General features: G+C 74.9%; 24 protein-coding genes. 9 read left to right on the top strand and 15 right to left on the bottom strand.

Going from position 1 to position 19246, the window contains the following annotated elements:
• Window positions 1-108: 108 nt before the first annotated feature.
• From mug to AC07D6_RS20895, 3 genes are all read right to left on the bottom strand, one after another.
• The gene (gene mug, locus AC07D6_RS20905; RefSeq protein WP_479046422.1) at window positions 109-672 is read right to left on the bottom strand and encodes a G/U mismatch-specific DNA glycosylase; all 564 of its coding nucleotides are present in this window, start codon (window positions 670-672) and stop codon (window positions 109-111) included.
• Window position 673: 1 nt separating this feature from the next.
• Window positions 674-2107, bottom strand: a complete 1434-nt coding sequence (gene purB, locus AC07D6_RS20900; protein ID WP_315879416.1) for an adenylosuccinate lyase — start codon at window positions 2105-2107, stop codon at window positions 674-676.
• A gap of 102 nt (window positions 2108-2209) precedes the next feature.
• Complete coding sequence (locus AC07D6_RS20895) at window positions 2210-2989, bottom strand: SGNH/GDSL hydrolase family protein (RefSeq protein ID WP_479046420.1); 780 nt, start codon at window positions 2987-2989, stop codon at window positions 2210-2212.
• A gap of 112 nt (window positions 2990-3101) precedes the next feature.
• Between AC07D6_RS20895 and AC07D6_RS20890 the strand changes: the two genes are divergently transcribed.
• Entirely contained in the window at window positions 3102-4127 is a 1026-nt protein-coding gene (locus tag AC07D6_RS20890; RefSeq protein WP_479046418.1) for a maleylpyruvate isomerase N-terminal domain-containing protein, read from the top strand.
• A 48-nt stretch (window positions 4128-4175) separates the two neighbouring features.
• Here the strand turns inward: AC07D6_RS20890 and AC07D6_RS20885 are convergent, their stop codons facing one another.
• The 3 genes from AC07D6_RS20885 to AC07D6_RS20875 all read right to left on the bottom strand — a co-directional run bounded on the left by AC07D6_RS20885 (window position 4176) and on the right by AC07D6_RS20875 (window position 7362).
• Complete coding sequence (locus tag AC07D6_RS20885; protein ID WP_315879419.1) at window positions 4176-5192, bottom strand: hemolysin family protein; 1017 nt, start codon at window positions 5190-5192, stop codon at window positions 4176-4178.
• The gene (locus tag AC07D6_RS20880) at window positions 5189-6682 is read right to left on the bottom strand and encodes a hemolysin family protein (protein ID WP_479046414.1); all 1494 of its coding nucleotides are present in this window, start codon (window positions 6680-6682) and stop codon (window positions 5189-5191) included. Before AC07D6_RS20880 ends, AC07D6_RS20885 begins: the two co-directional genes overlap by 4 nt.
• 176 nt (window positions 6683-6858) lie before the next feature.
• A complete protein-coding gene (locus AC07D6_RS20875; RefSeq protein ID WP_479046608.1) occupies window positions 6859-7362 on the bottom strand; it encodes a GNAT family N-acetyltransferase in 504 nt (167 codons plus the stop codon).
• A 17-nt stretch (window positions 7363-7379) separates the two neighbouring features.
• On the opposite strand from AC07D6_RS20875, the gene AC07D6_RS20870 reads away from it, so the two are divergent.
• The 3 genes from AC07D6_RS20870 to AC07D6_RS20860 all read left to right on the top strand — a co-directional run bounded on the left by AC07D6_RS20870 (window position 7380) and on the right by AC07D6_RS20860 (window position 8421).
• Window positions 7380-7631, top strand: coding sequence for an antitoxin (locus AC07D6_RS20870; protein ID WP_315879421.1), 252 nt, complete (start codon window positions 7380-7382; stop codon window positions 7629-7631).
• A 16-nt stretch (window positions 7632-7647) separates the two neighbouring features.
• The gene (locus tag AC07D6_RS20865; RefSeq protein WP_479046412.1) at window positions 7648-8019 is read left to right on the top strand and encodes a fic family toxin-antitoxin system, toxin component; all 372 of its coding nucleotides are present in this window, start codon (window positions 7648-7650) and stop codon (window positions 8017-8019) included.
• Between the two features lie 87 nt (window positions 8020-8106).
• Window positions 8107-8421, top strand: a complete 315-nt coding sequence (locus tag AC07D6_RS20860; protein WP_479046410.1) for a hypothetical protein — start codon at window positions 8107-8109, stop codon at window positions 8419-8421.
• Here the strand turns inward: AC07D6_RS20860 and AC07D6_RS20855 are convergent.
• The 5 genes from AC07D6_RS20855 to bioB all read right to left on the bottom strand — a co-directional run bounded on the left by AC07D6_RS20855 (window position 8321) and on the right by bioB (window position 12717).
• Window positions 8321-9001: a class I SAM-dependent methyltransferase gene (locus AC07D6_RS20855; protein WP_479046408.1), complete on the bottom strand. Its 681-nt coding sequence runs from the start codon at window positions 8999-9001 to the stop codon at window positions 8321-8323. The two genes, AC07D6_RS20860 and AC07D6_RS20855, sit on opposite strands and share 101 nt — an antisense overlap.
• A 78-nt stretch (window positions 9002-9079) precedes the next feature.
• Complete coding sequence (locus tag AC07D6_RS20850; protein WP_315879424.1) at window positions 9080-9424, bottom strand: VOC family protein; 345 nt, start codon at window positions 9422-9424, stop codon at window positions 9080-9082.
• 99 nt (window positions 9425-9523) lie between these two features.
• Window positions 9524-10243: a dethiobiotin synthase gene (gene bioD / locus AC07D6_RS20845; protein ID WP_479046406.1), complete on the bottom strand. Its 720-nt coding sequence runs from the start codon at window positions 10241-10243 to the stop codon at window positions 9524-9526.
• 1 nt (window position 10244) lies between these two features.
• On the bottom strand, window positions 10245-11540 hold the full coding sequence (locus AC07D6_RS20840) for an adenosylmethionine--8-amino-7-oxononanoate transaminase (RefSeq protein ID WP_315879426.1): 1296 nt from the start codon (window positions 11538-11540) through the stop codon (window positions 10245-10247).
• Window positions 11533-12717, bottom strand: coding sequence for a biotin synthase BioB (gene bioB, locus AC07D6_RS20835; protein ID WP_479046403.1), 1185 nt, complete (start codon window positions 12715-12717; stop codon window positions 11533-11535). The genes AC07D6_RS20840 and bioB overlap by 8 nt, the downstream gene beginning before the upstream one ends.
• A gap of 143 nt (window positions 12718-12860) precedes the next feature.
• On the opposite strand from bioB, the gene AC07D6_RS20830 reads away from it, so the two are divergent.
• Together AC07D6_RS20830 and AC07D6_RS20825 are read left to right on the top strand one after the other, a co-directional pair.
• Entirely contained in the window at window positions 12861-14033 is a 1173-nt protein-coding gene (locus AC07D6_RS20830) for an 8-amino-7-oxononanoate synthase (RefSeq protein ID WP_479046400.1), read from the top strand.
• Window positions 14034-14215: 182 nt separating this feature from the next.
• Window positions 14216-14647, top strand: a complete 432-nt coding sequence (locus tag AC07D6_RS20825; protein ID WP_315879429.1) for an ATP-binding protein — start codon at window positions 14216-14218, stop codon at window positions 14645-14647.
• Between the two features lie 37 nt (window positions 14648-14684).
• Here the strand turns inward: AC07D6_RS20825 and AC07D6_RS20820 are convergent, their stop codons facing one another.
• The 3 genes from AC07D6_RS20820 to AC07D6_RS20810 form a co-directional block, all read right to left on the bottom strand.
• Window positions 14685-15137 (bottom strand): C40 family peptidase, encoded by a 453-nt coding sequence (locus tag AC07D6_RS20820; protein ID WP_315879497.1) that lies wholly within the window; start codon window positions 15135-15137, stop codon window positions 14685-14687.
• Between the two features lie 603 nt (window positions 15138-15740).
• Window positions 15741-16055: a hypothetical protein gene (locus tag AC07D6_RS20815; RefSeq protein ID WP_391653793.1), complete on the bottom strand. Its 315-nt coding sequence runs from the start codon at window positions 16053-16055 to the stop codon at window positions 15741-15743.
• Window positions 16052-16675, bottom strand: coding sequence for an ATP-dependent Clp protease proteolytic subunit (locus tag AC07D6_RS20810; protein WP_479046397.1), 624 nt, complete (start codon window positions 16673-16675; stop codon window positions 16052-16054). Before AC07D6_RS20810 ends, AC07D6_RS20815 begins: the two co-directional genes overlap by 4 nt.
• Before the next feature lie 43 nt (window positions 16676-16718).
• Here AC07D6_RS20810 and AC07D6_RS20805 point away from each other — a divergent pair, with 43 nt between their 5' ends.
• Window positions 16719-16994: a type II toxin-antitoxin system Phd/YefM family antitoxin gene (locus AC07D6_RS20805; protein WP_479046395.1), complete on the top strand. Its 276-nt coding sequence runs from the start codon at window positions 16719-16721 to the stop codon at window positions 16992-16994.
• Between the two features lie 79 nt (window positions 16995-17073).
• Here AC07D6_RS20805 and AC07D6_RS20800 read toward each other — a convergent pair whose 3' ends face one another.
• Window positions 17074-18069 (bottom strand): ABC transporter permease, encoded by a 996-nt coding sequence (locus AC07D6_RS20800; RefSeq protein ID WP_479046393.1) that lies wholly within the window; start codon window positions 18067-18069, stop codon window positions 17074-17076.
• A 110-nt stretch (window positions 18070-18179) separates the two neighbouring features.
• On the opposite strand from AC07D6_RS20800, the gene AC07D6_RS20795 reads away from it, so the two are divergent.
• Both AC07D6_RS20795 and AC07D6_RS20790 read left to right on the top strand, forming a co-directional pair.
• On the top strand, window positions 18180-18806 hold the full coding sequence (locus AC07D6_RS20795; RefSeq protein WP_479046390.1) for a TetR/AcrR family transcriptional regulator: 627 nt from the start codon (window positions 18180-18182) through the stop codon (window positions 18804-18806).
• Between the two features lie 136 nt (window positions 18807-18942).
• Window positions 18943-19245, top strand: a complete 303-nt coding sequence (locus tag AC07D6_RS20790; protein ID WP_479046388.1) for an urease subunit gamma — start codon at window positions 18943-18945, stop codon at window positions 19243-19245.
• Window position 19246 lies beyond the last annotated feature (1 nt).

Genomic DNA, 19246 nt, shown 5'->3' with positions numbered 1-19246 from the left:
CCCCGCGCCTCCACCCGCGGCGGGCGGAGGACGCGGATCGAGGACGAAGCGGTGGACGTCGACCGCGCGTCCACCCGCGGCGGGCGGGGGACCTGCGGGCCGTCGCCGTCACGAAGACGGACCGTCCGACGCCGCGACGCGCAGCCGGGCGTACTCCTCCGCCATCGTCTGCGCCGTCCAATGCGCGTTCAGCCCGCTCGGGTTGGGCAGGACCCAGATCCGCGTGTCGCCGATCGTCCGTTCCTGCGGCCCCGTCACGGCCTTCCTGTCGCCGAAGGCCACGCGGTACGCGGTCACGCCGACGACCGCGAGCCAGCGCGGCCGCAGCCGCTCCACCTTGGCGGTGAGCAGCCGGCCGCCCTCCCGGAACTCGTCGTCGGTCAGCTCGTCCGCGCGCGCCGTCGCCCGCGCCACGACGTTGGTGATGCCCAGCCCGTACGACAGCAGCTCGTGCTGCTCGGACGGCGCCAGCCGGCGCGGGGTGAAGCCGGACAGGTGCAGCACGGGCCAGAAGCGGTTGCCGGGCCGGGCGAAGTGGTGGCCCGTCGCGGCCGACATGAGGCCCGGGTTGATGCCGCAGAAGAGCACGGTCAGGCCGTCCGCGACCACGTCGGGGACGACGCGGTCGCGGGCGGCCTGGAGCTCCTCGGCGGTGAACCGGCGTGCGGCCATGTCAGAGGATGGCGCCCGGGGCGTAGGCGGCGGCCTCCGGGTGCCGCTCGGCGATCTCCCCGATCCGCGCGACCACGGCGCCCACCTGGTCGGCGGCCGCACCCGTGAAGGACAGCTTGTCGGCCATCAGCGCGTCCAGCTCCGCGCGGTCCAGCGGGATCCGCTCGTCCGCCGCGAGCTTGTCCAGCAGCTCGTTGCGCTCGACGCCCTGCTCGCGCATGGCCAGCGCGGACGCGACGGCGTTCTCCTTGATCGCCTCGTGGGCCACCTCGCGGCCCACCCCGGCCCGCACGGAGGCCATCAGCACCTTGGTGGTCGCGAGGAACGGCAGGTACCGGTCCAGCTCCCGCGCGACGACCGCGGGGAACGCACCGAACTCGTCCAGCACGGTGAGGAACGTCTCCAGCAGCCCGTCGAAGGCGAAGAACGCGTCCGGCAGCGCGACCCGGCGCACCACCGAGCAGGACACGTCGCCCTCGTTCCACTGGTCGCCGGCCAGCTCGCCGGCCATCGACGCGTACCCGCGCAGGATCACCATCAGGCCGTTGACGCGCTCGCAGGAGCGGGTGTTCATCTTGTGCGGCATCGCGGACGAGCCGACCTGGCCCGGCTTGAAGCCCTCGGTGACCAGCTCGTGGCCCGCCATCAGGCGGATCGTCTTCGCCAGCGACGACGGGGCGCCGGCCAGCTGCACCAGCGTCGTCACGACCTCGTAGTCGAGGGACCGCGGGTAGACCTGGCCGACGGACGTGAACGCGTGCGCGAAGCCGAGGTGCGCGGCGATCCGCTGCTCCAGCTCGGCCAGCTTCGACGCGTCGCCGCCCAGCAGGTCCAGCATGTCCTGCGCCGTGCCGACCGGGCCCTTGACGCCGCGCAGCGGGTAGCGGCCCAGCAGCTCCTCCAGGCGCGCGTACGCGACGAGCAGCTCGTCCGCGGCGGTCGCGAAGCGCTTGCCGAGCGTCGTGGCCTGCGCGGCCACGTTGTGCGACCGGCCGGCCATGACCAGCTCGCCGTACTCGGCGGACAGCTTCCCGAGCCGCGCCAGCACCGCGACGGTGCGGTCCCGCACCAGCTCCAGGGACAGCCGGATCTGCAGCTGCTCGACGTTCTCCGTCAGGTCGCGCGAGGTCATGCCCTTGTGGACCTGCTCGTGCCCGGCGAGGGCGTTGAACTCCTCGATCCGGGCCTTCACGTCGTGCCGCGTGACCTTCTCGCGCTCGGCGATCGACGCCAGGTCGACCTGGTCGAGGACCCGCTCGTAGTCGGCGAGGGCGGCGTCCGGGACCTCGATCCCGAGGTCCTTCTGGGCGCGCAGCACGGCGAGCCACAGGCGCCGCTCCAGCTTCACCTTCTGCTCGGGGGACCAGAGGACGGCGAGCTCGGCGGAGGCGTAGCGGCCGGCGAGGACATTGGGGATGCGAGGCTTTGCAGTCACGTGTACGGATTCTACTGGCGGTTCCTGCAGGTCGACGCCCCGCCCCGGTTCGTGCGTTGCTACGAGGCGCCTGTCGTCCGCGCCCCGGCCGGGCGGGGACGGCTATGCCGAGGGGCCGTTGTACGGCAGGAGCTCCGGGCGCTTCGGGGGGCGGCCGTCGCCGGACGAGCGGCCGGTCAGCCGCCGCCCGATCCACGGACCCAGGTGCTGCCGGGCGAACCGCAGGTCGTTCAGCCGCCGCTCCGCCCAGGGGCCCCGCACCTCCGGCGGCAGGGGTGCCCGCCAGTCCTCCTGGGGCTCCAGTCCGAGCGCCTGCCAGACCGCCTCGGCCACCCGTCGGTGCCCCTCGGCCGTCAGGTGGAGCCGGTCCACGTCCCACAGGCGCGGGTCGCCGAGCACGTGCGCCCCGTACAGGTCGACGACCAGTGCGCCGTGGCGCGCCGCCAGGTCGTCGACGTGCGCGAACAGATCCTCCATGCGCGGGCGGAAGCGTTCCAGCACCGGGCCGCGGCGACCGGGGCTGCGCATCAGCACGAGGCGCTTGCACGACGGTGCCAGCCGCTCGACGGCCTCCTCCAGCCGCGCGCGCACCCGGCCCATGTCACACCCGGGGCGCAGCGTGTCGTTGAGCCCGCCGACCAGCGTGACCACGTCGGCGCCCATCTCGGCCGCCCGGTCCACCTGCTCGTCGACGATCTGGGCGATGAGCTTGCCGCGCACCGCCAGGTTGGCGTAGCGGAAGCCGGGTGTCAGGGCGGCGAGACGACCCGCGAGCAGGTCGGCCCAGCCCCGGTACGAGCCGTCGGGCAGCAGGTCCGACATGCCCTCGGTGAAGCTGTCGCCCACCGCGACAAAACTCGTGTACGTAGCATTCATCTCCATGGCGGAGCGATCGTATCGCGGTGTGGGCCGTGCCCGGACGTTCGCGTAGGGTCGCTGGGGGCCGGGGCGGGAAGCGGCCGGAGGAGACGGCGGGGGAGAGGCGGGAGGGCCCATGACGGAGGCACTGGAGCGGGCGTTGGCCGATGCGCTGGCCCACCTGCTGGCCGCCGCCGGCACGCGCGGCGACGGGGCGTCCGACCCGGACGGGGCCGTGCGGTGGACGGAGCACACGGCGCGCGTCCTCCAGCGGCTCGAGCCCGCCGACCGGCGCCGCCTCTCCGGGCTGTTCCACGACACGGCCCGCCGCGAACCCGAGGGCGCCCGGCGCGTCGCGCTGCTGCGGCTGCCCGAGAGCCTGGGCCTGACCGGCGGCGCCCACGCCGCGTACTGCGACGGCGTCCAGGACCACATGGCGCGGTTCGTCGCGGCGGTGCGGGGCGCCGACCCGGCGACGCCGGTGCCCACCTGCCCCGGCTGGACCCTCGCCGACCTCGCACGGCACGTCGGGGAGGTGCACCGCTGGATGGAGCACCTCGTCCGCACGCGCGCCCCCGCGCGCGTCGAGGTCGAGGACGTCCCGCTCGACCTGCCCGGCGACCCGGCCGCGTACCCCGCCTGGCTGGCGCGGGGGACCGACGCGGTGCTGCGGGCCCTGCGCGCCGCGCACCCCGACACGCCGATGTGGTCGTACGGCGCCGACCCGCACGTCCGGTTCTACCCGCGGCGGCTGTTCTTCGAGACGGCCGTCCACCTCGCCGACGTCGAACTGGCGCTGGGCGCCGAGCCGCTGATCGCGCCGGGGACGGCCGCCGACGGCATCGAGGAGTTCCTGGAGAACCTGCCGTACTACGGCTGGGTGGCCGAGCCGACGTCCCGGCTCGGCCGCGACGGGGCGACCCTGCGGCTGCGCGCGGCCGACACCGGCGGGGTGTGGACGCTCACGCTCGGCGGGGGCGGCTTCGCCTGGCGCGCGGACGGCGACGACCCCACCGGCACCGGCGCCACCGTCACGGTCGAGGCGGGGTGCGGCGAGCTGCTGCTCCTGCTGTACGGCCGGTACGGCGCCGGGGAGCGCCGGTTCACCGTCACCGGCGACCGCGCGCTCCTCGACGCCTGGCTGGCCGCGACCCGCTTCTGAGCCGGAGCCCGCCCGCGCGCCGCGGCCTCGGGTCCGGCCGCGCGGGCGTCAGGAGGCCGGGCCGCCCACCAGTTCGCGCAGCACGTCCTCCATCGTGACCAGCCCGGCCAGCCGGCCGTCGTCGTCGAGGACGGCCGCCAGGTGCGTACGGCTGCGGCGCATCGCCGTCAGCACGTCGTCCAGCGGGGTCGCGGCCCGCACCCGGGCGATCGGGCGCATCGCCGTCACCGGGAGCGGCCGGTCGCGCGGTATGACGTCCAGCGCGTCCTTGACGTGCAGGTAGCCCAGGATGCGGCGGGACCGGTCCACCACGGGGAAGCGGGAGAACCCGGACCTCGCGGCGAGCCGCTCCACCTCGTCCGGCGTGGTGCCGACCTGCACGTACACGACCCGCTCCAGCGGCATGACCACGTCGCGCACCGGGCGGCGGCCCAGCTCCAGCGCGTCGTGCAGCCGCTCGGCGGCGCGGTCGTCGAGCAGCCCCGCGTCACCGGCGTCGGTGACCATCCGGGCCAGCTCGTCGTCCGAGAACGTCGCCGCGACCTCGTCCTTCGTCTCCACCCGCAGCAGCTTCAGCAGCGCGTTGGCGAACGCGTTGACCGTGAAGATCACCGGGCGCAGCGCCCGCGCCAGAGCCACCAGGGGCGGGCCGAGCAGCAGCGCGGTGCGGACCGGCTCCGCGAGGGCGACGTTCTTCGGCACCATCTCGCCCAGCAGCATGTGCAGGTACGTGGCCACCGCCAGGGCGATCACGAACGAGATCGGGTGGACCAGGCCGTGCGGCACGCCGACCGCGGCGAACAGCGGCTCCAGCAGGTGCGCGATGGCCGGTTCCGCGACGACGCCGAGCACCAGCGTCGCCAGCGTGATGCCGAGCTGGGCGGCGGCGAGGAGCGCCGAGACGTGCTCCAGGCCCCACAGGACGCTGCGCGCCCTGCGGTCACCGGCCTCGGCCCGCGGCTCGACCTGGCTGCGGCGTACGGAGATCAGGGCGAACTCCGCGCCGACGAAGAACGCGTTGAGGACCAGCGTCAGGAAGCCGATCAGCAACTGGACGACGATCATCGGCCGGCCTCCTCGTCCGAAGGACCGGCGGCGCCGGAAGTCCTTGAAGCCCCGGAGGCGCCCGAGGCCCCGGAGACCCTTGAAGCCCCGGAGGCGCCCGAGGTGCGCGAAGCCCCGGAGGAAGCCGGGTCCCGCGGGCCACCGGCGCCTCCCGCCTCCCCGGCCTCCCCGGACTCCTCCTCCGCCGCGGCCGGGGCGTGCAGCATGACGCGCGCCGCCCGGCGGCCCGAGGCGTCGACCACGTTCAGCAGCCAGCCGGCCACCTCGACGGTGTCCCCGGCCTCCGGGATGCGGCCCAGCGCCGTCGCGACGAGCCCGGCGAGCGTCTCGTACGGGCCCTCCGGGACGTGCAGCCCGATCGACCGCAGCTGGTCGGTGCGGGCGGCCCCGTCGGCGGACCACAGCGTGCGCCCGTCGGGGTCCTCGCCGGCCCGCGCCAGGTCCGGCGTCTCGTGCGGGTCGTGCTCGTCGCGCACCTCGCCGACGACCTCCTCGACGATGTCCTCCATCGTCACGACCCCGGCCGTGCCGCCGTACTCGTCGATGACGACGGCCATGGTGGCCTTGCCGTACATCCGGTCGAGCAGCCGGTCCACGGTGAGGCTCTCCGGCACCAGCACCGGCTCGCGCAGCAGCTCGACCACCGGGGTCCGGTGGCGCAGCTCCGCGGGGACGGCCAGGACGTCCTTGATGTGGGCGGTGCCGACGACCGTGTCCAGGCTGCCCCGGTAGACGGGGAAGCGGGACAGGCCGGTCGCGCGGGTGGCGTTGGCGACGTCCTCGGCGGTGGCCTGCACCTCCAGGGCGGTGACCTGGACGCGCGGCGTCATCACGTTCTCCGCGGTGAGCTCGGCCAGGTTGAGCGTGCGGACGAACAGCTCGGCGGTGTCCGGCTCCAGCGCGCCCTCCTTCGCGGAGTGGCGCGCCAGCGCGACCAGCTCCTGCGGGCCGCGCGCGGACGCCAGCTCCTCGGCGGGCTCCATGCCCAGGCGGCGCACCAGGTGGTTGGCGGTGTTGTTGAGGTGGCTGATCAGCGGCTTGAAGGCGGCGCTGAAGACCCGCTGCGGGGTCGCCACGACCTTCGCCACCGCGAGCGGCGACGAGATGGCCCAGTTCTTGGGCACCAGCTCGCCGACGACCATCAGGACCACCGTCGACAGCGCCGTGCCGATCACCAGCGCCAGCGACGAGGCGACCCCCGGGGACGCGCCGAGGTCCCGGAGCGGGCCGCTGATGAGCCGGGCGACGGAAGGCTCGGCGAGCATGCCCACGACCAGGTTGGTCACGGTGATGCCGAGCTGGGCGCCGGAGAGCTGGAACGTGAGCGACCGTACGGCCTTCAGGGCGCCGGCGGCGCCGCGCTCGCCGCGCTCGACCGCCCGTTCCAGCGTCCCGCGCTCGATCGTGGTCAGCGAGAACTCGGCGGCGACGAACGCGCCGCACGCCAGAGCGAGCAGCAGCGCCACGAGGAGCAGCAGCACTTCCGTCATCGGTTCACCTCCATCCCATGATCGGTCAGAGGCGGGAGGAACGCGCGATGTCGAGAGCGGGTCGTACTACCGGGAGGCTCGCCCATGGGCGGACGCTCACGCACCTTTCGCATGCGGTCGGAATCGTCCGCCCATGCTAAAGGAGCGGCAAAAGGGGCGTCAGGGCCGGTCCCCGGTCAGTCCGCGAGCGGCTTGACCCAGCGGCTCCACTGGGGTTCGGGGGCGTAGCCGGCCGCCCGCCAGGCGTGGTGCGCCAGTCCGTTGCGGTCCAGCACCATCGCGTCGGCCCGCCGCCCGCCCAGCCGCGCGAACCGCTCCTCGGCGGCGGCGAGCAGCGCCGTCCCCACGCCCCGCCGGCGCCGCTCGGGGTGGACGGCGAGCCGGTACAGGTGGCAGCGCCAGCCGTCGAACCCGGCGATCACGGTGCCCGCCAGCTCCCCGCCGCACTCCGCCAGGAGCAGGGCGCCGGGGTCCCGGGCGACCAGCCGCCCGACGCCGTCGCGGTCGTCGCTGATGCTCGCGCCCTCGGCCGCCACCTTCCAGAAGGCCAGGACGGCGTCCAGGTCGGCGGGGTCGGCGGCGCGTATACGAAGATCGTCCATACGGGTCATCCCATCACCGCGCGCGAGGCGGCGTCGAACGGATTCGGCCGCCCCGCCCCTTGCGGATGCTAGCGCCAGGACGCTAGCTTGGTGGGGTGGCGAAGACTCAGCTGAACGTACGGGTGGACGAGGTGACCGCCGAGGCCGCCCGACGCAGGGCGCGACAGCGGGGGGTCAGTGTGAACCGGTACATCGAGGAGCTCGTCCAGCGCGACGTGGGTGAGGCGGGCCGCACGTTCGTGGACGCGGCGGCCGACTTCATGAAGCAGTACGAGTCCGTCTTCGCCGACGAGTTCCGCGGCGACCCGGCGCTCGGGCCCCGGCCCCGCCCGGAGGGCGGCCGGTGAGGGCGTTCGCGCGCGCATGAACCTCTCCGTCGACCTCGCCTGGCTGCTGATGGTCGCCGAGCAGAAGGCCCCGGGCGACCCGCAGGTCGTCGACTGGGGCGCGCTCGTCGCCGCGGTCAGCCGACACGACGCCGAGATATTCGGCATCGCCGTCTACGACGACCCGCACATCCGCGCCGCGGCCCTGCTGCAACTGCTGCTGCACGTCCCGGCACTGGAGCACTCCAACGCGCTGTTCGCGTCGGCCGTCGCGTACGGCTACCTCGTCGCGTGCGGGCTGCGCGTCACGACCTCCCCGGAGCGGGTCAGGGACCTGGCGCGCCTGGTGAAGGGCGGCACGGCGGACATCCGCGACATCGCCGGCGAACTGGAGCGCTGGACGCTCTGACCCGGCGCCCGCCTGAGTACGCCGCGGGCCGGCACCCGAGTACCCCGGCGGATGCCCCGCGCCCCGCCGCCGCGGTTGCCTGGGCCCATGACCCGCGTACCCGCCCGCCGCCGCGTCGAACCGAAGCGGATCGCCCCGCTCGGCACGGCCCTCGCCGGCGCCCTGCTGCCCCTCGCCCTCGGCGTCCTGTTCGCCAAGGCGATGGCCGCCGACCCGATGGCCCCGGTCAACGCCCTCGTCACCGGCGGCGTCCGCGCCCGGGTCTCCCCGGCCCACCTGCGCGCCTGCGGGCGCGGCGGTCTCAGGCGGTACCGGACGCGGGCCGCCGCGCGACGCCCAGGACGGCCGGCGACGACGGCAGCGGAACCCCCCGCTCCGGAAGCCGCAGCCTCCGGTACGTGACGATCTCGAACCCGGCCGCCTCGATCCCGGCCAGCGGGTCCCGCGCCGTGCGGCAGCCCCCGAACAGCCGGGGCCACACCGTGGCGTCCACGCCCCGCTGCACCGCCGCCGCCACCCGCCCCCGCGCCAGGCCGTGTTCCAGGAACCGCAGCTCGCCCCCCGGCTTGAGGACCCGCCACAGCTCCGCCAGGGACCTGGGCACGTCCCGCACGCTGCACAGCACCAGCGACGCGACGGCGCCGTCGAACGCCTCGCTCTTGACCGGCAGCGCCTCCGCGGTCCCCGGCACCACGTCCACCGGCACCCCCGCCCGCAGCCCCTCCTCCACGGCCAGCCGCCGCAGCACCCGTTCCGGCTCGATCGCGACGACCTCGGACACGGCCGCCGGGTAGTGCGGGAAGTTCAGGCCGTTGCCCGCGCCCACCTCGACGACCCGCCCGGACAGCCCGTCCAGCAGCTCCCGCCGCACCTCCCCGACCCCGCCCTTCGCGTCGGCCACCGCGCTCACGCGCGCGTAGAAGCGGGCGAAGAGGGGGTGGTGCACGGCGTCCGGGCCGGCCTTCGTACGCTGTTTTGACATCGGGGACCTCCTCGGCGACATCCGGCGGATCAGGGCGGACAGGGGCATTGTGCCCCGCTCCGCGCCGCCGAGAGCCCGTCAGTCACCCACAAGACAGAACTCGTTGCCCTCCGGGTCGCGCAGCACCTGGAAGCGTCCGTAGGCGTCCCGCACGATCCCGCCGACCCGCACGGCGCCCAGGGCGACCGCCTCGTCGGCGGCGGCCGCCACGTCGCCGCCGTCCAGGTCCAGGTGCAGCCGGTTCTTCACGGACTTGCCCTCCGGGACCCGCTGGAACGCCACCCGTGCGAACCCCGGCGGGTCCACGTACGACCAGCCCGGCTCCCGGTCCACCGGCTCGCCGCCCAGCAGCCCGGCCCAGAACCGCGCCAGGGCGGCGGGGTCCGCGCAGTCGAACACGATCTCGCTGACAGTCGCTCGCATACCCGTCAGCGTAGGCGGCGGGCGCCCGGCCCCCAAGGACCGAAAGCGCCCGCCCCCCCCGCGCGGCGAGACCCCGGAGCCCGCGCCCGGGCCCCGTGCTCAGGCGCCCGCCGCCCGCGCGAACGCCCCGGCTTCCCACGTCCCGCCCAACGGCGGAGCCAGCCAGCCAGGCGCCGCCGCCCGGAAGGCCGCGGGGGCCAGGGCACCGGCCCCCTCGGGGACCGCGCCCAGCAGCGGGGCGCCCGCGGAGGCCGGCAGGTCCGCGAGGTTGCACCGCTCGGCCAGCCCCGGCGCCTTCGGCCAGCTCCCCACGACCACGCCCAGCGCGGTCAGGCCCCGCGCGCGCAGCGCCTCACCGGTCAGCGCCGCCAGGTTGAGCGTGCCGAGCCCCGCCGCGGCGACCACCAGCACCGGCGCGCCCAGCAGCCGCGCCGCGTCCGCGAGCGTGCCGCCCTGCGGGTCGTACCGCACCAGCAGTCCGCCCGCGCCCTCCACGAGCACCAGGTCGTGCTCGGCGGCCAGCTTCTCGGCCGCCTCCGCCACGGCGTCCGGCCGCACCGGCGCCATCCCGGCCCGCCGGGCGGCCGTCTCCGGCGCCAGCGGCTCGGGGAACCGGGCCAGCTCGCACCCGGTCACGCCGGACCCGGCGAGCCGTACGACCTCGTCCGCGTCGCCCCGCTCGCCCGGCCCGACACCCGTCTGCGCGGGCTTCAGCACGGCCACCGAACGGCCCGCGGCGCACGCCGCCGCCGCGACGGCGGCCGTGACCACCGTCTTGCCGATCTCCGTACCGGTACCGCTCACCACCACGACCGGCATGTCAACCCTCCCTCGCCGCCGCGCACACCGCGCGGCAGATCCGTGCCACGTCCCCGTCGCCCGTGACGTACGGCGGCATCACGTACACCAGGTCCCGGAACGGCCGCAGCCACACGCCCTCGCGCACCGCCGCCGCCGTGGCCGCCACCACGTCGACCGGGTGGTCCAACTGGACCACGCCGATCGCCCCGAGCACCCGCACGTCCCGGACCCCCGGCAGCGCGCGCGCCGGCTCCAACCCCTCGCGCAGCCCGGCCTCGATCCGCTTGACCTCCCGCGCCCAGTCCTGCGACAGCAGCAGGTCGATCGAGGCGCACGCCACCGCGGAGGCCAGCGGGTTGCCCATGAACGTCGGCCCGTGGGCCAGCACCGGCACCTCGCCGCGCGAGATGCCCTCCGCGACCCCCGCCGTGCACAGCGTCGCCGCCATCGACAGGTAGCCGCCGGTCAGCGCCTTGCCGAGGCACATCACATCGGGCGCCACCCCCGCGTGGTCCGCCGCGAACAACTCACCCGTCCGGCCGAACCCCGTCGCGATCTCGTCGAACACCAGCAGCACGTCGTTCGCGTCGCACGCCTCCCGCAGCACCCGCAGGTACGCGGGGGAGTGGAAGCGCATCCCGCCCGCGCCCTGCACCACCGGCTCGACGATCACGGCGGCCAGCTCGTCGGCGTGCCGGGCGACCAGCTCGCGCAGCCCGCGCGCGTACTCCTCCTCGTACGCGGCCGGGGGCTCCGGGGCGAAGACCTGCCGCGGCAGCACGCCCGCCCACAGCCCGTGCATCCCGCCCTCGGGGTCGCACACCGACATGGGCTGCCAGGTGTCCCCGTGGTAGCCGCCCCGCCACGTCAGCAGCCGCCGCTTGGCCGGGCGGCCGGCGGACCGCCAGTACTGGAGGCACATCTTCACGGCGACCTCGACGGCCACCGACCCCGAGTCGCTGAGGAACACGTGCCGCAGCGGGGCCGGTGTGATCTCCACCAGACGGGCCGCCAGACGGACGGCCGGCTCGTGGGTGAGCCCGCCGAACATGACGTGGCTCATCCGGTCGAGCTGGCCGCGCACGGCCTCGTTGAGCACCGGGTGGTTGTAGCCGTGCACGGCCGACCACCAGGACGACATGCCGTCGACCAGCTCCGTTCGCCCCTCGGCCGGTTCGGCCAGGCGCAGCCGCACCCCGGAGGCCGACTCCACCACGAGCGGGTCGATCCGGCCGGGCATCGGACCGTACGGGTGCCACACGTGCTCCCGGTCCAGCGCGAGCAGCTCGCCCGGCCCGTACAGCGGCTCAGGCATTGGGCGCCAGGTCCGTCCCGGCGCCCCGGCGGCGCACCGCCACCAGGTCCGGCCGGGCCCCCGGAACGGCCGCGTCCGCCTCCGCGGGCGCACCGGCCCCTGCCGCCGGGCCGCACGCGCCGTCGGAGCCGCAGCCGCCGCCCGTCCCGCAGCCGCCCCCGGCGGCCGCGTCCACGCGGTGCTCCGGCAGCGTCGTCGTACCGGCGCCCTCCACCTCGAAACCGGCGTCCGCGATCATCTCCAGGTCCGCCTTGCCGGCCTGGCCCTCGCTGGTCAGGTAGTCGCCCAGGAAGAGGGAGTTGGCCAGGTGCAGCGCGAGCGGCTGGAGCGTCCGCAGGTGCACCTCGCGCCCGCCCGCCAGCCGGACCTCCACGTCCGGGCAGACGAACCGCACCATGGCCAGGATGCGCAGCGCCCGCTGCGGAGTGAGGTTCCACTCCTCGGCGAGCGGGGTCCCCTCGAACGGGATGAGGAAGTTCACCGGCACCGAGTCCGGGTCCAGCGCGCGCAGCGCGAACACCACGTCGACCAGGTCCTCGTCGGTCTCGCCCATGCCGGCGATCAGGCCCGAGCACGCCGACAGGCCCGCGGCGTGCGCCCTTCGCACCGTGTCGACCCGGTCCGCGTACGTGTGGGTGGTCGTGATGTCCCCGTACGTCGCCTCGGAGGTGTTGAGGTTGTGGTTGTACGCGTCGGCGCCCGCCGAGCGCAGCCGCTCGGCCTGCCCGTCGGAGAGCAGCCCGAGGCACGCGCACACCTCGACGCCGTCGTTCTCCTCCTTGATGGCCTCGATCGTCTTCGAGACCCGGTCCACGTCCCGGTCCGTCGGCCCCCGGCCGCTGGCGACGAGGCAGACCCGCTTCGCGCCGCCCGCGATCCCCGCGGCGGCCGCCTTCGACGCCTCCTCCGGCTTCAGCCAGGTGTACTTGAGGATGTCGGCCTTCGAGCCCAGCCGCTGCGAGCAGTACGAGCAGTCCTCGGGGCACAGCCCCGACTTCAGGTTCACCAGGTAGTTGAGCTTCACCCGCCGTCCGAACCAGTGGCGCCGCACCTTCCCTGCCGCGGCCACCACGTCCAGCAGCTCGTCGTCGGAGGTCGCCAGGACGGCGAGCGCCTCTTCACGGGTCGGCAGCTCACGCCGCAGCCCCTTGTCCACCAGCGTGTTCAACAGGTCCATGGCGCTGATCCTGGCGTACGGCACACCCCGCGGCCAAGGAGGAACTCGACAACGCGGCCCGTCGCGGGTGTGTGGATGACCACACTCTGACCACGCCCCATCTTCGTTAGGGTCTGTGCGCTGCCTACAAAGGGGACCCAGACATGCCCAAGGACGCGCCCGGCGCCGCCGTGCCCGAGGCCCCGTTCGCCTGGACCGACGCCGAGGCGCGCCGCCGCGCCGCCGCCGGACTCGTCCGCGCGCTGCGCCCCCGCCCCGCCGACACGGACCTGCTGGACCTGGCGAGCAACGACTACCTCGGCCTCACCCGCCACCCGGAGGTCACCGCGGCCGCCGCCGGCGCCGCCCGGCGCTGGGGCGCCGGCTCCACCGGCTCGCGGCTCGTCACCGGCTCGACCGACCTCCACGCCGAACTGGAGCGGGAACTCGCCGCGTTCTGCGGCTTCGAGGCGGCGCTGGTCTTCTCGTCCGGGTACGCCGCCAACCTCGCCGCGCTCACCGCGCTCACCGCCCGCGGCTCCCTCATCGTGTCCGACGCCGGCAACCACGCGTCGATCGTGGACGGCTGCCGGCTCTCCCGCGCCGAGACCGCCGTCGTCCCGCACGCCGACCCGGAAGCCGTGCGCAAGACCCTGGGCGCCCACCCCGGGCGGCGCGCCCTCGTCGTCAGCGACTCGGTGTTCTCCGTCGACGGTGACGCCGCCCCGCTCGGCGCCCTCGCCGACGCCTGCCGGGAGCACGGCGCCGCCCTCGTCGTCGACGACGCGCACGGACTGGGCGTGCTGGGCGACGGCGGCCGCGGCGCCCTCCACGCGGCGGGCCTCGCCGGCGCGCCCGACGTGGTCGCCACGGTGACGCTCTCCAAGTCCCTGGGCAGCCAGGGCGGCGCCGTCCTCGGGCCCGCCCGGGTCGTCGAACACCTGGTGAACGCCGCCCGGACCTTCGTCTTCGACACGGGCCTCGCCCCGGCCGCGGTGGGCGGGGCCCTGGCGGCCCTGCGCCTGCTGCGCCGCGAGCTGGGTCTGGCCGACCGCGCCCGTGCGGTGGCGGCGGCCCTGCACGCGAGGCTGACCGGCGCGGGCCTCACCGCCGTACGGCCCGACGCGGCGGTGGTGTCGGTGCGGGCGCCCTCGCCGGAGCAGGCCCTGCGCTGGGCGGCGGACTGCCGCGCCGAGGGCGTCGCGGTCGGCTGCTTCCGGCCGCCGTCCGTGCCGGACGGGGTGTCACGGCTGCGGCTCACCGCCCGCGCGGACCTCGGCGAGGAGGAGGTCGACCGGGCCGTGGCGGTGATCCTGCGCACCGCGCCGTCCCGCTGAATCCGCTCGCCTGTCGCAGGGCTCACCGTATCGAGCGGCGGATAAACACATATCTCGGTAGATGCCTCCCTGTTGGGGCGACATGAGTGGCAGGCTGGCGCGGAGCACAGTCCGGGGCCGTCCCGACCAGGAATCCACGTCACGTCGGAGTCCGGCCCCGGTGGGAAAGGGACAGCGCCGCCATGGCAGACCATCAGGAAGCGTCCGTCACTCTGCCGAGCGATCCCGCCTCGGTTCCCGCCGCCCGGAGATACGTCTCCGACGTGCTCGCCGAGTGGGGGCTCCGCTCCGGCACCGACACCGCGGACGCGGTCCGGCTGATCGTCTCCGAACTCGCCACCAACGCGGTCCAGCACACCCTGGGCCTGTCGCCCACCTTCACCGTCGACCTGCGGCTCGAACGGGACGAGCGGCTGCGCATCGGCGTCACCGACAGCCACCCGCGCCGGCCGCGGCGGCTCCCCGCGACCGCCCAGCAGGACAGTGGTCGCGGCATGGCCATCGTCCGCTGGCTGGCCGCCGAGCGCGGCGGCCGGCTGTCCGTCACGCCGACCGGCGAGGGCGGCAAGACCGTGTGGATCGCCCTGCCCTGGGCCTCGCCGGTCCAGACCTGACCCGCCGGCGCCCGCAGCCCGGCGCCGCGCCCCGGTGTCAGCGCACGCGGCCGTACGAGACGGACCGGGTCCAGATGCGGTCGAGCTTCACCCACGAGCCGGTCTTGGGGGAGTGCCAGATCCTGTTGTTCCCGGCGTAGATCCCGACGTGGTACACGCCGCCGCCGCCGTGGAAGAAGACCAGGTCGCCCTTGCGCCGGCTCGACGCGGCCACCCGGCGCGTCTTGTTGTACTGGGCCTGCGCGGTGCGCGGCAGCTTCTTCCCGGCCCGCTTGTACGAGTAGAGCGTCAGCCCCGAGCAGTCGAAGCGGTACGGGCCGGCGGCCCCCCACTGGTAGGGGGAGCCCTTCTTCGACGCGGCGACCTTCAACGCCTTGCTGGCGGCGGCCGGCGCGGCGTGCGCCTCGGGGGCCGCGCCGGGGGCGACGAGCGTGCCGCCGACGGCGGCCAGGGTGAGGGCGGTCAGGGCCCGGGTGATCCGGGCCGACATCGGGTGGGCGGGGGAGGCGTCCGGGGAGGCGTCCCCGGGCGGGACGTGCGGGGCGGTGCGGGAGTGCGGTACCGGGACCTGATCCTGCGTCGCGGACATGCAGTACCCTTCGTCAACCCGCCTGTGAAGGATTGCCTGTCGGGTTCGGACAGGACGAAGATGCCCGGCCGCTGACGCGGCTTCACCCCGAGGGGAGCCGGTCCGCGCCGTGCGCGGTGGCCGCCCCGTACTGCTCGGGTCCTCCACTCCTGCCGATCCACTCGTGTCGACCAGTCGTCCGGACGGCGGCAGGACTCGGCGTCCGCCCGGACCGCCCCGCCGGGGTGGCGGGGGCTTGTCGTCGAGACGGATCTTTCCCGCAGGACCCGGGAATTCGGGGTTGCGACGGGGCGGTGTGAGTCTCGTCACGGCTGGTCCGATCGGGTGGACAGCGGCGTTTTCCGGCGGGTCGGCCGCGTGCTGCCGAGCCCCGTACCTGCGGCGTCGCGGCCGGAAGCCGCCCGGTGCCTACGCGCGGTCCGCAACTCGGCCCGCACGAAGTTCGTCCCTTCGTCTCAGCCGAACGGTCGAGCGGGGATCCCCCGGCCGGGTCTGCCAAACCGGTCAGGCCAGCGGGTCGTGAGGCACCGTCACGCGTCGGGTGCGCCGCTCGCCGTCCAGCGCGCGCAGCGCACGCGCCAGGGTCTCCGCATGGACCTCGTCCTCGCCCCGCTGGTGCATCAGCGTCAGCGCGTCGCGCAGCGCGACCGCCCGGCCGACGAGCGCCTGCGCCGCCCGCAGCGCGCCGTACGCGTGCGCGGCGCGGGCCGGATTGAGGCGTCCCAGCAGGTCGACCGTGTCCAGGTACGCGTCGACGTAGGCGCCCTCCGCGCGCGTGAGGGCCGGCAGGGGCGGGGGCTCCGGGGGGCGCACGGTCATCCCTTCCGGCCGTGGACCACGTGGTCCACGAGGCCGTGCTCCCGTGCGCCGGCCGCGTCGAGGAACAGGTCCCGGTCGAAGTCGGCCGCCACCCGGTCGCGTTCCCGTCCGGTGTGCCGGGCCAGCAGGTCGACGAGCAGGTCGCGTTGGCGCACCAGCTCGCGGGCGTGGACGTCCAGGTCGGAGGGGTGCCCGCGCAACGGGTCGGTCGGCCCGGGCTGCCGGAGCAGCACCCGGGCGCCGGGCAGGGCGGCGCGCTTGCCGGGCGCGCCGGCGGCGAGCAGCACCGCGGCGGTGGACTCGGCCCGGCCGACGCAGGTGGTCGCCACGTCGCAGGTGAGGGCCTGCATGGCGTCGTAGACCGCGGTCATCGCCTCGACCGGGCCGCCGGGCGAGTTGATGTAGAGGGAGACGTCCTGGTCCGGCGCCGCGTGCTCGAGGTGGACGAGCTGGGCCACCACGTCGTTGGCGGCGGTGGCGTCGACCGGGGTGCCCAGGAGGACGATCCGCTCTTCGAGGAGCTTGTCGTACGGGTCGAGGGCGCGGGTGCCTCCACGGGCGCGCTCGGTGAACTCGGGGAGGACGTGGCGGGCGTTCACGGTCATGAAGGAGACCTCCATCCGTAATGAATGTACAGAATGTACAGAGCCTTAGAATGGGAGCATGGCCTATGAGATTCCGGTGACGCAAGCCCGGGCGGAGCTCGCCGATCTGATCAACCGCGTCGTCTACGGCGGGGAGCGGGTCGTCGTGACCCGGCACGGCAAGCCGCTGGTGGTGCTGGTCTCCGCCGCTGACCTGGAACGACTCGAATCGGCGGCGGAGGCGGCCGGGGAGCGCGCCATCGGCTCCGTCGCGGAGCCGGGCGCCGTGCCGTCCGCTCCACGCGAACAGCGCCGGTTCGGCATCGCGGCCGAGCACCGCCCCCACGGCGGCTGACCGGCGCGGCACCGCGCACGCGCGAAAGCCGCGCGCCCCCGCCCGGTGCGGGCGGGGGCGCGCGGCGTCCGACGTTGGGTCAGCCGACGGGGGTGGGCCGCGACGCGGCGGCGGACGGGGACGGGCGGCCGGCCGTCCCGGCGGGGCCGCGGCGGGCGCCCAGGAAGACCAGCGCCATGCCCAGGGCCACCCACACCAGGAGGGTGAGGAGCGGGCCGCCGGCCGCGGCGCCGTCGAAGAACGCCACCGAGCGCAGCAGGGACGCGCCCGCGCCGGGCGGCAGCAACTGCCCCAGCGTCCCGGCCGGCTCCGGCAGCATCTCCGGCGCGCTGGTCACGCCCGAGAACGGGTTGCCCAGCAGTACCATCAGCACCGCGCCGACACCGATGCCGGGCGGCCCGATGAGTGCCGCGAAGCCGGCGATCGCGGAGCCGGTGGCCAGGACCGTCAGCCCCAGGACCCCGGCCTCGGCCGCCCAGTTGCCGTCGACCGTCCCGAGCCACGTGTCGGCGATCGTGGCGCCCACGACGCCCACCAGGAGCGCGCCGCCCACCAGGGCCGCCGCCGCGCGCCAGCCCCGCAGGCCCGTCAACGTCACCACGGCGCCCGCGGCGAGGCCCGCCAGGCCCAGCGGCAGGAGGCTCGCGACCAGCCCGCTGCCGCGCGGGTCGCCGGACGGGGCGGCCACCACGTCCGTGACCTTCACCTGCCCGTTCGGGCTCTGTGCGGCGGCGGCCTGCTGGAGCAGCTGGGCGACGGCCGGGCTCGCGGCCGACGCGACCAGCACCTCCGGGCCCTGGGCGCCGGCGACCAGCGCGCCGTATACGGTCCGGTCCTCGATCGCCGCGCGGGCGGCACCCGCGTCGGCGTAGCGGTGGAGCTCGAACTCCTCCCCGCGCTGCTGGAAGCCCTTCTCCAGTTGTGTGACGGCGCTCTCGGGGCCGGCGAGCCCGATGGGCACGTCGCGGGGGGCGACGCGCGCCGCGGGCCAGACGAAGGCCCACAGGGCGAGGGCGGCGAAGACCGGAACGAGCACCATCGCCGCGATCATGCGGCGCTGGGGCGTGGCGGACATGGGGCGCCTCCGGGGGCGAGTAAAGAGAAGGATCGTTCGTTTTACGTCTCTCAATCTCCTCCCGCACGGCTTCCTTGTCAAGAACGAACGTTCGTTTTATCCTTTTGATCATGGCTCGCGTATCCCAGGAACACCTCGACGCACGCCGCCGCCAGATCCTCAACGGCGCCGCGCGCTGCTTCGCGCGCAACGGCTTCCACGCCACGTCGATGCAGGACGTCCTGCGTGAGGCCGACCTCTCGGCCGGTGCCGTGTACCGCTACTTCCGCAGCAAGGAGCAGTTGATCGAGGCGATCGTCACCGAGGTGCTCGACGCGATCCGCGACACGTTCGAGTCGGCCGCCGCGCAGACCCCGCCGCCCGCGCCCGACGTCCTCATGGAGCGCGTGATGGAGGAGGTCCTCACCGAGCGGTCCGGGCTGCCCTACGACGGCGAGGCGAGCCTGCCGCGCCTGATGATCCAGGTGTGGACCGAGACCCTGCGCAACGAGACGCTCTCCGCCGCCATGCGCCAGGGCTACGCGCGCGTGCACGCCGCCTGGGTCGGCGTCGTCGAGGCGTACCAGGCCGCCGGGCTCATGCGCGACGACGTGCCCGCCGCGCACGTCGCCCGGACGATGATCGCCGTCGCCCAGGGGTTCGCCGCCCAGCAGGCCCTCTTCGGCATCGTCCCCGTGTCCGTGCTCCGGGACGGGCTGCGCGCCCTGATGTCCATGGGGCGGCAAAAGGCGAGTTAACGCATCGGAAAAACTTCTGCGAGAGAAGGAAATATCTCTCCGTCACAGTCGTCCCCGCAGGTCAACAGAGTGTTGAAGCCGGATAGTGTCCCGCTGCGTCCGGGACCGCGCCGGGCGGGAACTGTGAGGTGGAACCGTGCAACTGACCCCGCATGAGCAGGAACGCCTGCTCATCCACGTGGCCGCAGACGTGGCCGAGCGGCGCCGGGCCCGCGGAGTGCGGCTCAACCACCCGGAAGCCGTCGCCCTGATCACCTCGCACATCCTGGAGGGCGCCCGCGACGGCCGCACCGTCGCCGAGCTCATGGCCTCCGGACGCGAGGTGCTCAGCCGCGCCGACGTCATGGACGGGGTCCCCGAGATGATCCACGACGTGCAGGTCGAGGCCACCTTCCCGGACGGCACCAAGCTCGTCACCGTCCACGACCCGATCGTCTGAG

Source organism: Streptomyces sp. NPDC045287 (assembly GCF_056432325.1).
The sequence above is the reverse complement of the archived record's forward strand: the minus strand, read 5'-3'. Positions and strand labels throughout refer to the sequence as shown.

What these genes read in the sequence shown, in the direction of transcription:
- mug (WP_479046422.1), bottom strand. Translation starts at nt 672, where the DNA reads ATGGCCGCACGCCGGTTCACCGCCGAGGAGCTCCAGGCCGCCCGCGAC.
- AC07D6_RS20895 (WP_479046420.1), bottom strand. Translation starts at nt 2,989, where the DNA reads ATGGAGATGAATGCTACGTACACGAGTTTTGTCGCGGTGGGCGACAGC.
- AC07D6_RS20890 (WP_479046418.1), top strand. Translation starts at nt 3,102, where the DNA reads ATGACGGAGGCACTGGAGCGGGCGTTGGCCGATGCGCTGGCCCACCTG.
- AC07D6_RS20885 (WP_315879419.1), bottom strand. Translation starts at nt 5,192, where the DNA reads ATGATCGTCGTCCAGTTGCTGATCGGCTTCCTGACGCTGGTCCTCAAC.
- AC07D6_RS20880 (WP_479046414.1), bottom strand. Translation starts at nt 6,682, where the DNA reads ATGACGGAAGTGCTGCTGCTCCTCGTGGCGCTGCTGCTCGCTCTGGCG.
- AC07D6_RS20865 (WP_479046412.1), top strand. Translation starts at nt 7,648, where the DNA reads ATGAACCTCTCCGTCGACCTCGCCTGGCTGCTGATGGTCGCCGAGCAG.
- AC07D6_RS20860 (WP_479046410.1), top strand. Translation starts at nt 8,107, where the DNA reads ATGACCCGCGTACCCGCCCGCCGCCGCGTCGAACCGAAGCGGATCGCC.
- AC07D6_RS20855 (WP_479046408.1), bottom strand. Translation starts at nt 9,001, where the DNA reads ATGTCAAAACAGCGTACGAAGGCCGGCCCGGACGCCGTGCACCACCCC.
- AC07D6_RS20850 (WP_315879424.1), bottom strand. Translation starts at nt 9,424, where the DNA reads ATGCGAGCGACTGTCAGCGAGATCGTGTTCGACTGCGCGGACCCCGCC.
- bioD (WP_479046406.1), bottom strand. Translation starts at nt 10,243, where the DNA reads ATGCCGGTCGTGGTGGTGAGCGGTACCGGTACGGAGATCGGCAAGACG.
- AC07D6_RS20840 (WP_315879426.1), bottom strand. Translation starts at nt 11,540, where the DNA reads ATGCCTGAGCCGCTGTACGGGCCGGGCGAGCTGCTCGCGCTGGACCGG.
- bioB (WP_479046403.1), bottom strand. Translation starts at nt 12,717, where the DNA reads ATGGACCTGTTGAACACGCTGGTGGACAAGGGGCTGCGGCGTGAGCTG.
- AC07D6_RS20830 (WP_479046400.1), top strand. Translation starts at nt 12,861, where the DNA reads ATGCCCAAGGACGCGCCCGGCGCCGCCGTGCCCGAGGCCCCGTTCGCC.
- AC07D6_RS20825 (WP_315879429.1), top strand. Translation starts at nt 14,216, where the DNA reads ATGGCAGACCATCAGGAAGCGTCCGTCACTCTGCCGAGCGATCCCGCC.
- AC07D6_RS20820 (WP_315879497.1), bottom strand. Translation starts at nt 15,137, where the DNA reads ATGTCGGCCCGGATCACCCGGGCCCTGACCGCCCTCACCCTGGCCGCC.
- AC07D6_RS20815 (WP_391653793.1), bottom strand. Translation starts at nt 16,055, where the DNA reads ATGACCGTGCGCCCCCCGGAGCCCCCGCCCCTGCCGGCCCTCACGCGC.
- AC07D6_RS20810 (WP_479046397.1), bottom strand. Translation starts at nt 16,675, where the DNA reads ATGGAGGTCTCCTTCATGACCGTGAACGCCCGCCACGTCCTCCCCGAG.
- AC07D6_RS20805 (WP_479046395.1), top strand. Translation starts at nt 16,719, where the DNA reads ATGGCCTATGAGATTCCGGTGACGCAAGCCCGGGCGGAGCTCGCCGAT.
- AC07D6_RS20800 (WP_479046393.1), bottom strand. Translation starts at nt 18,069, where the DNA reads ATGTCCGCCACGCCCCAGCGCCGCATGATCGCGGCGATGGTGCTCGTT.
- AC07D6_RS20795 (WP_479046390.1), top strand. Translation starts at nt 18,180, where the DNA reads ATGGCTCGCGTATCCCAGGAACACCTCGACGCACGCCGCCGCCAGATC.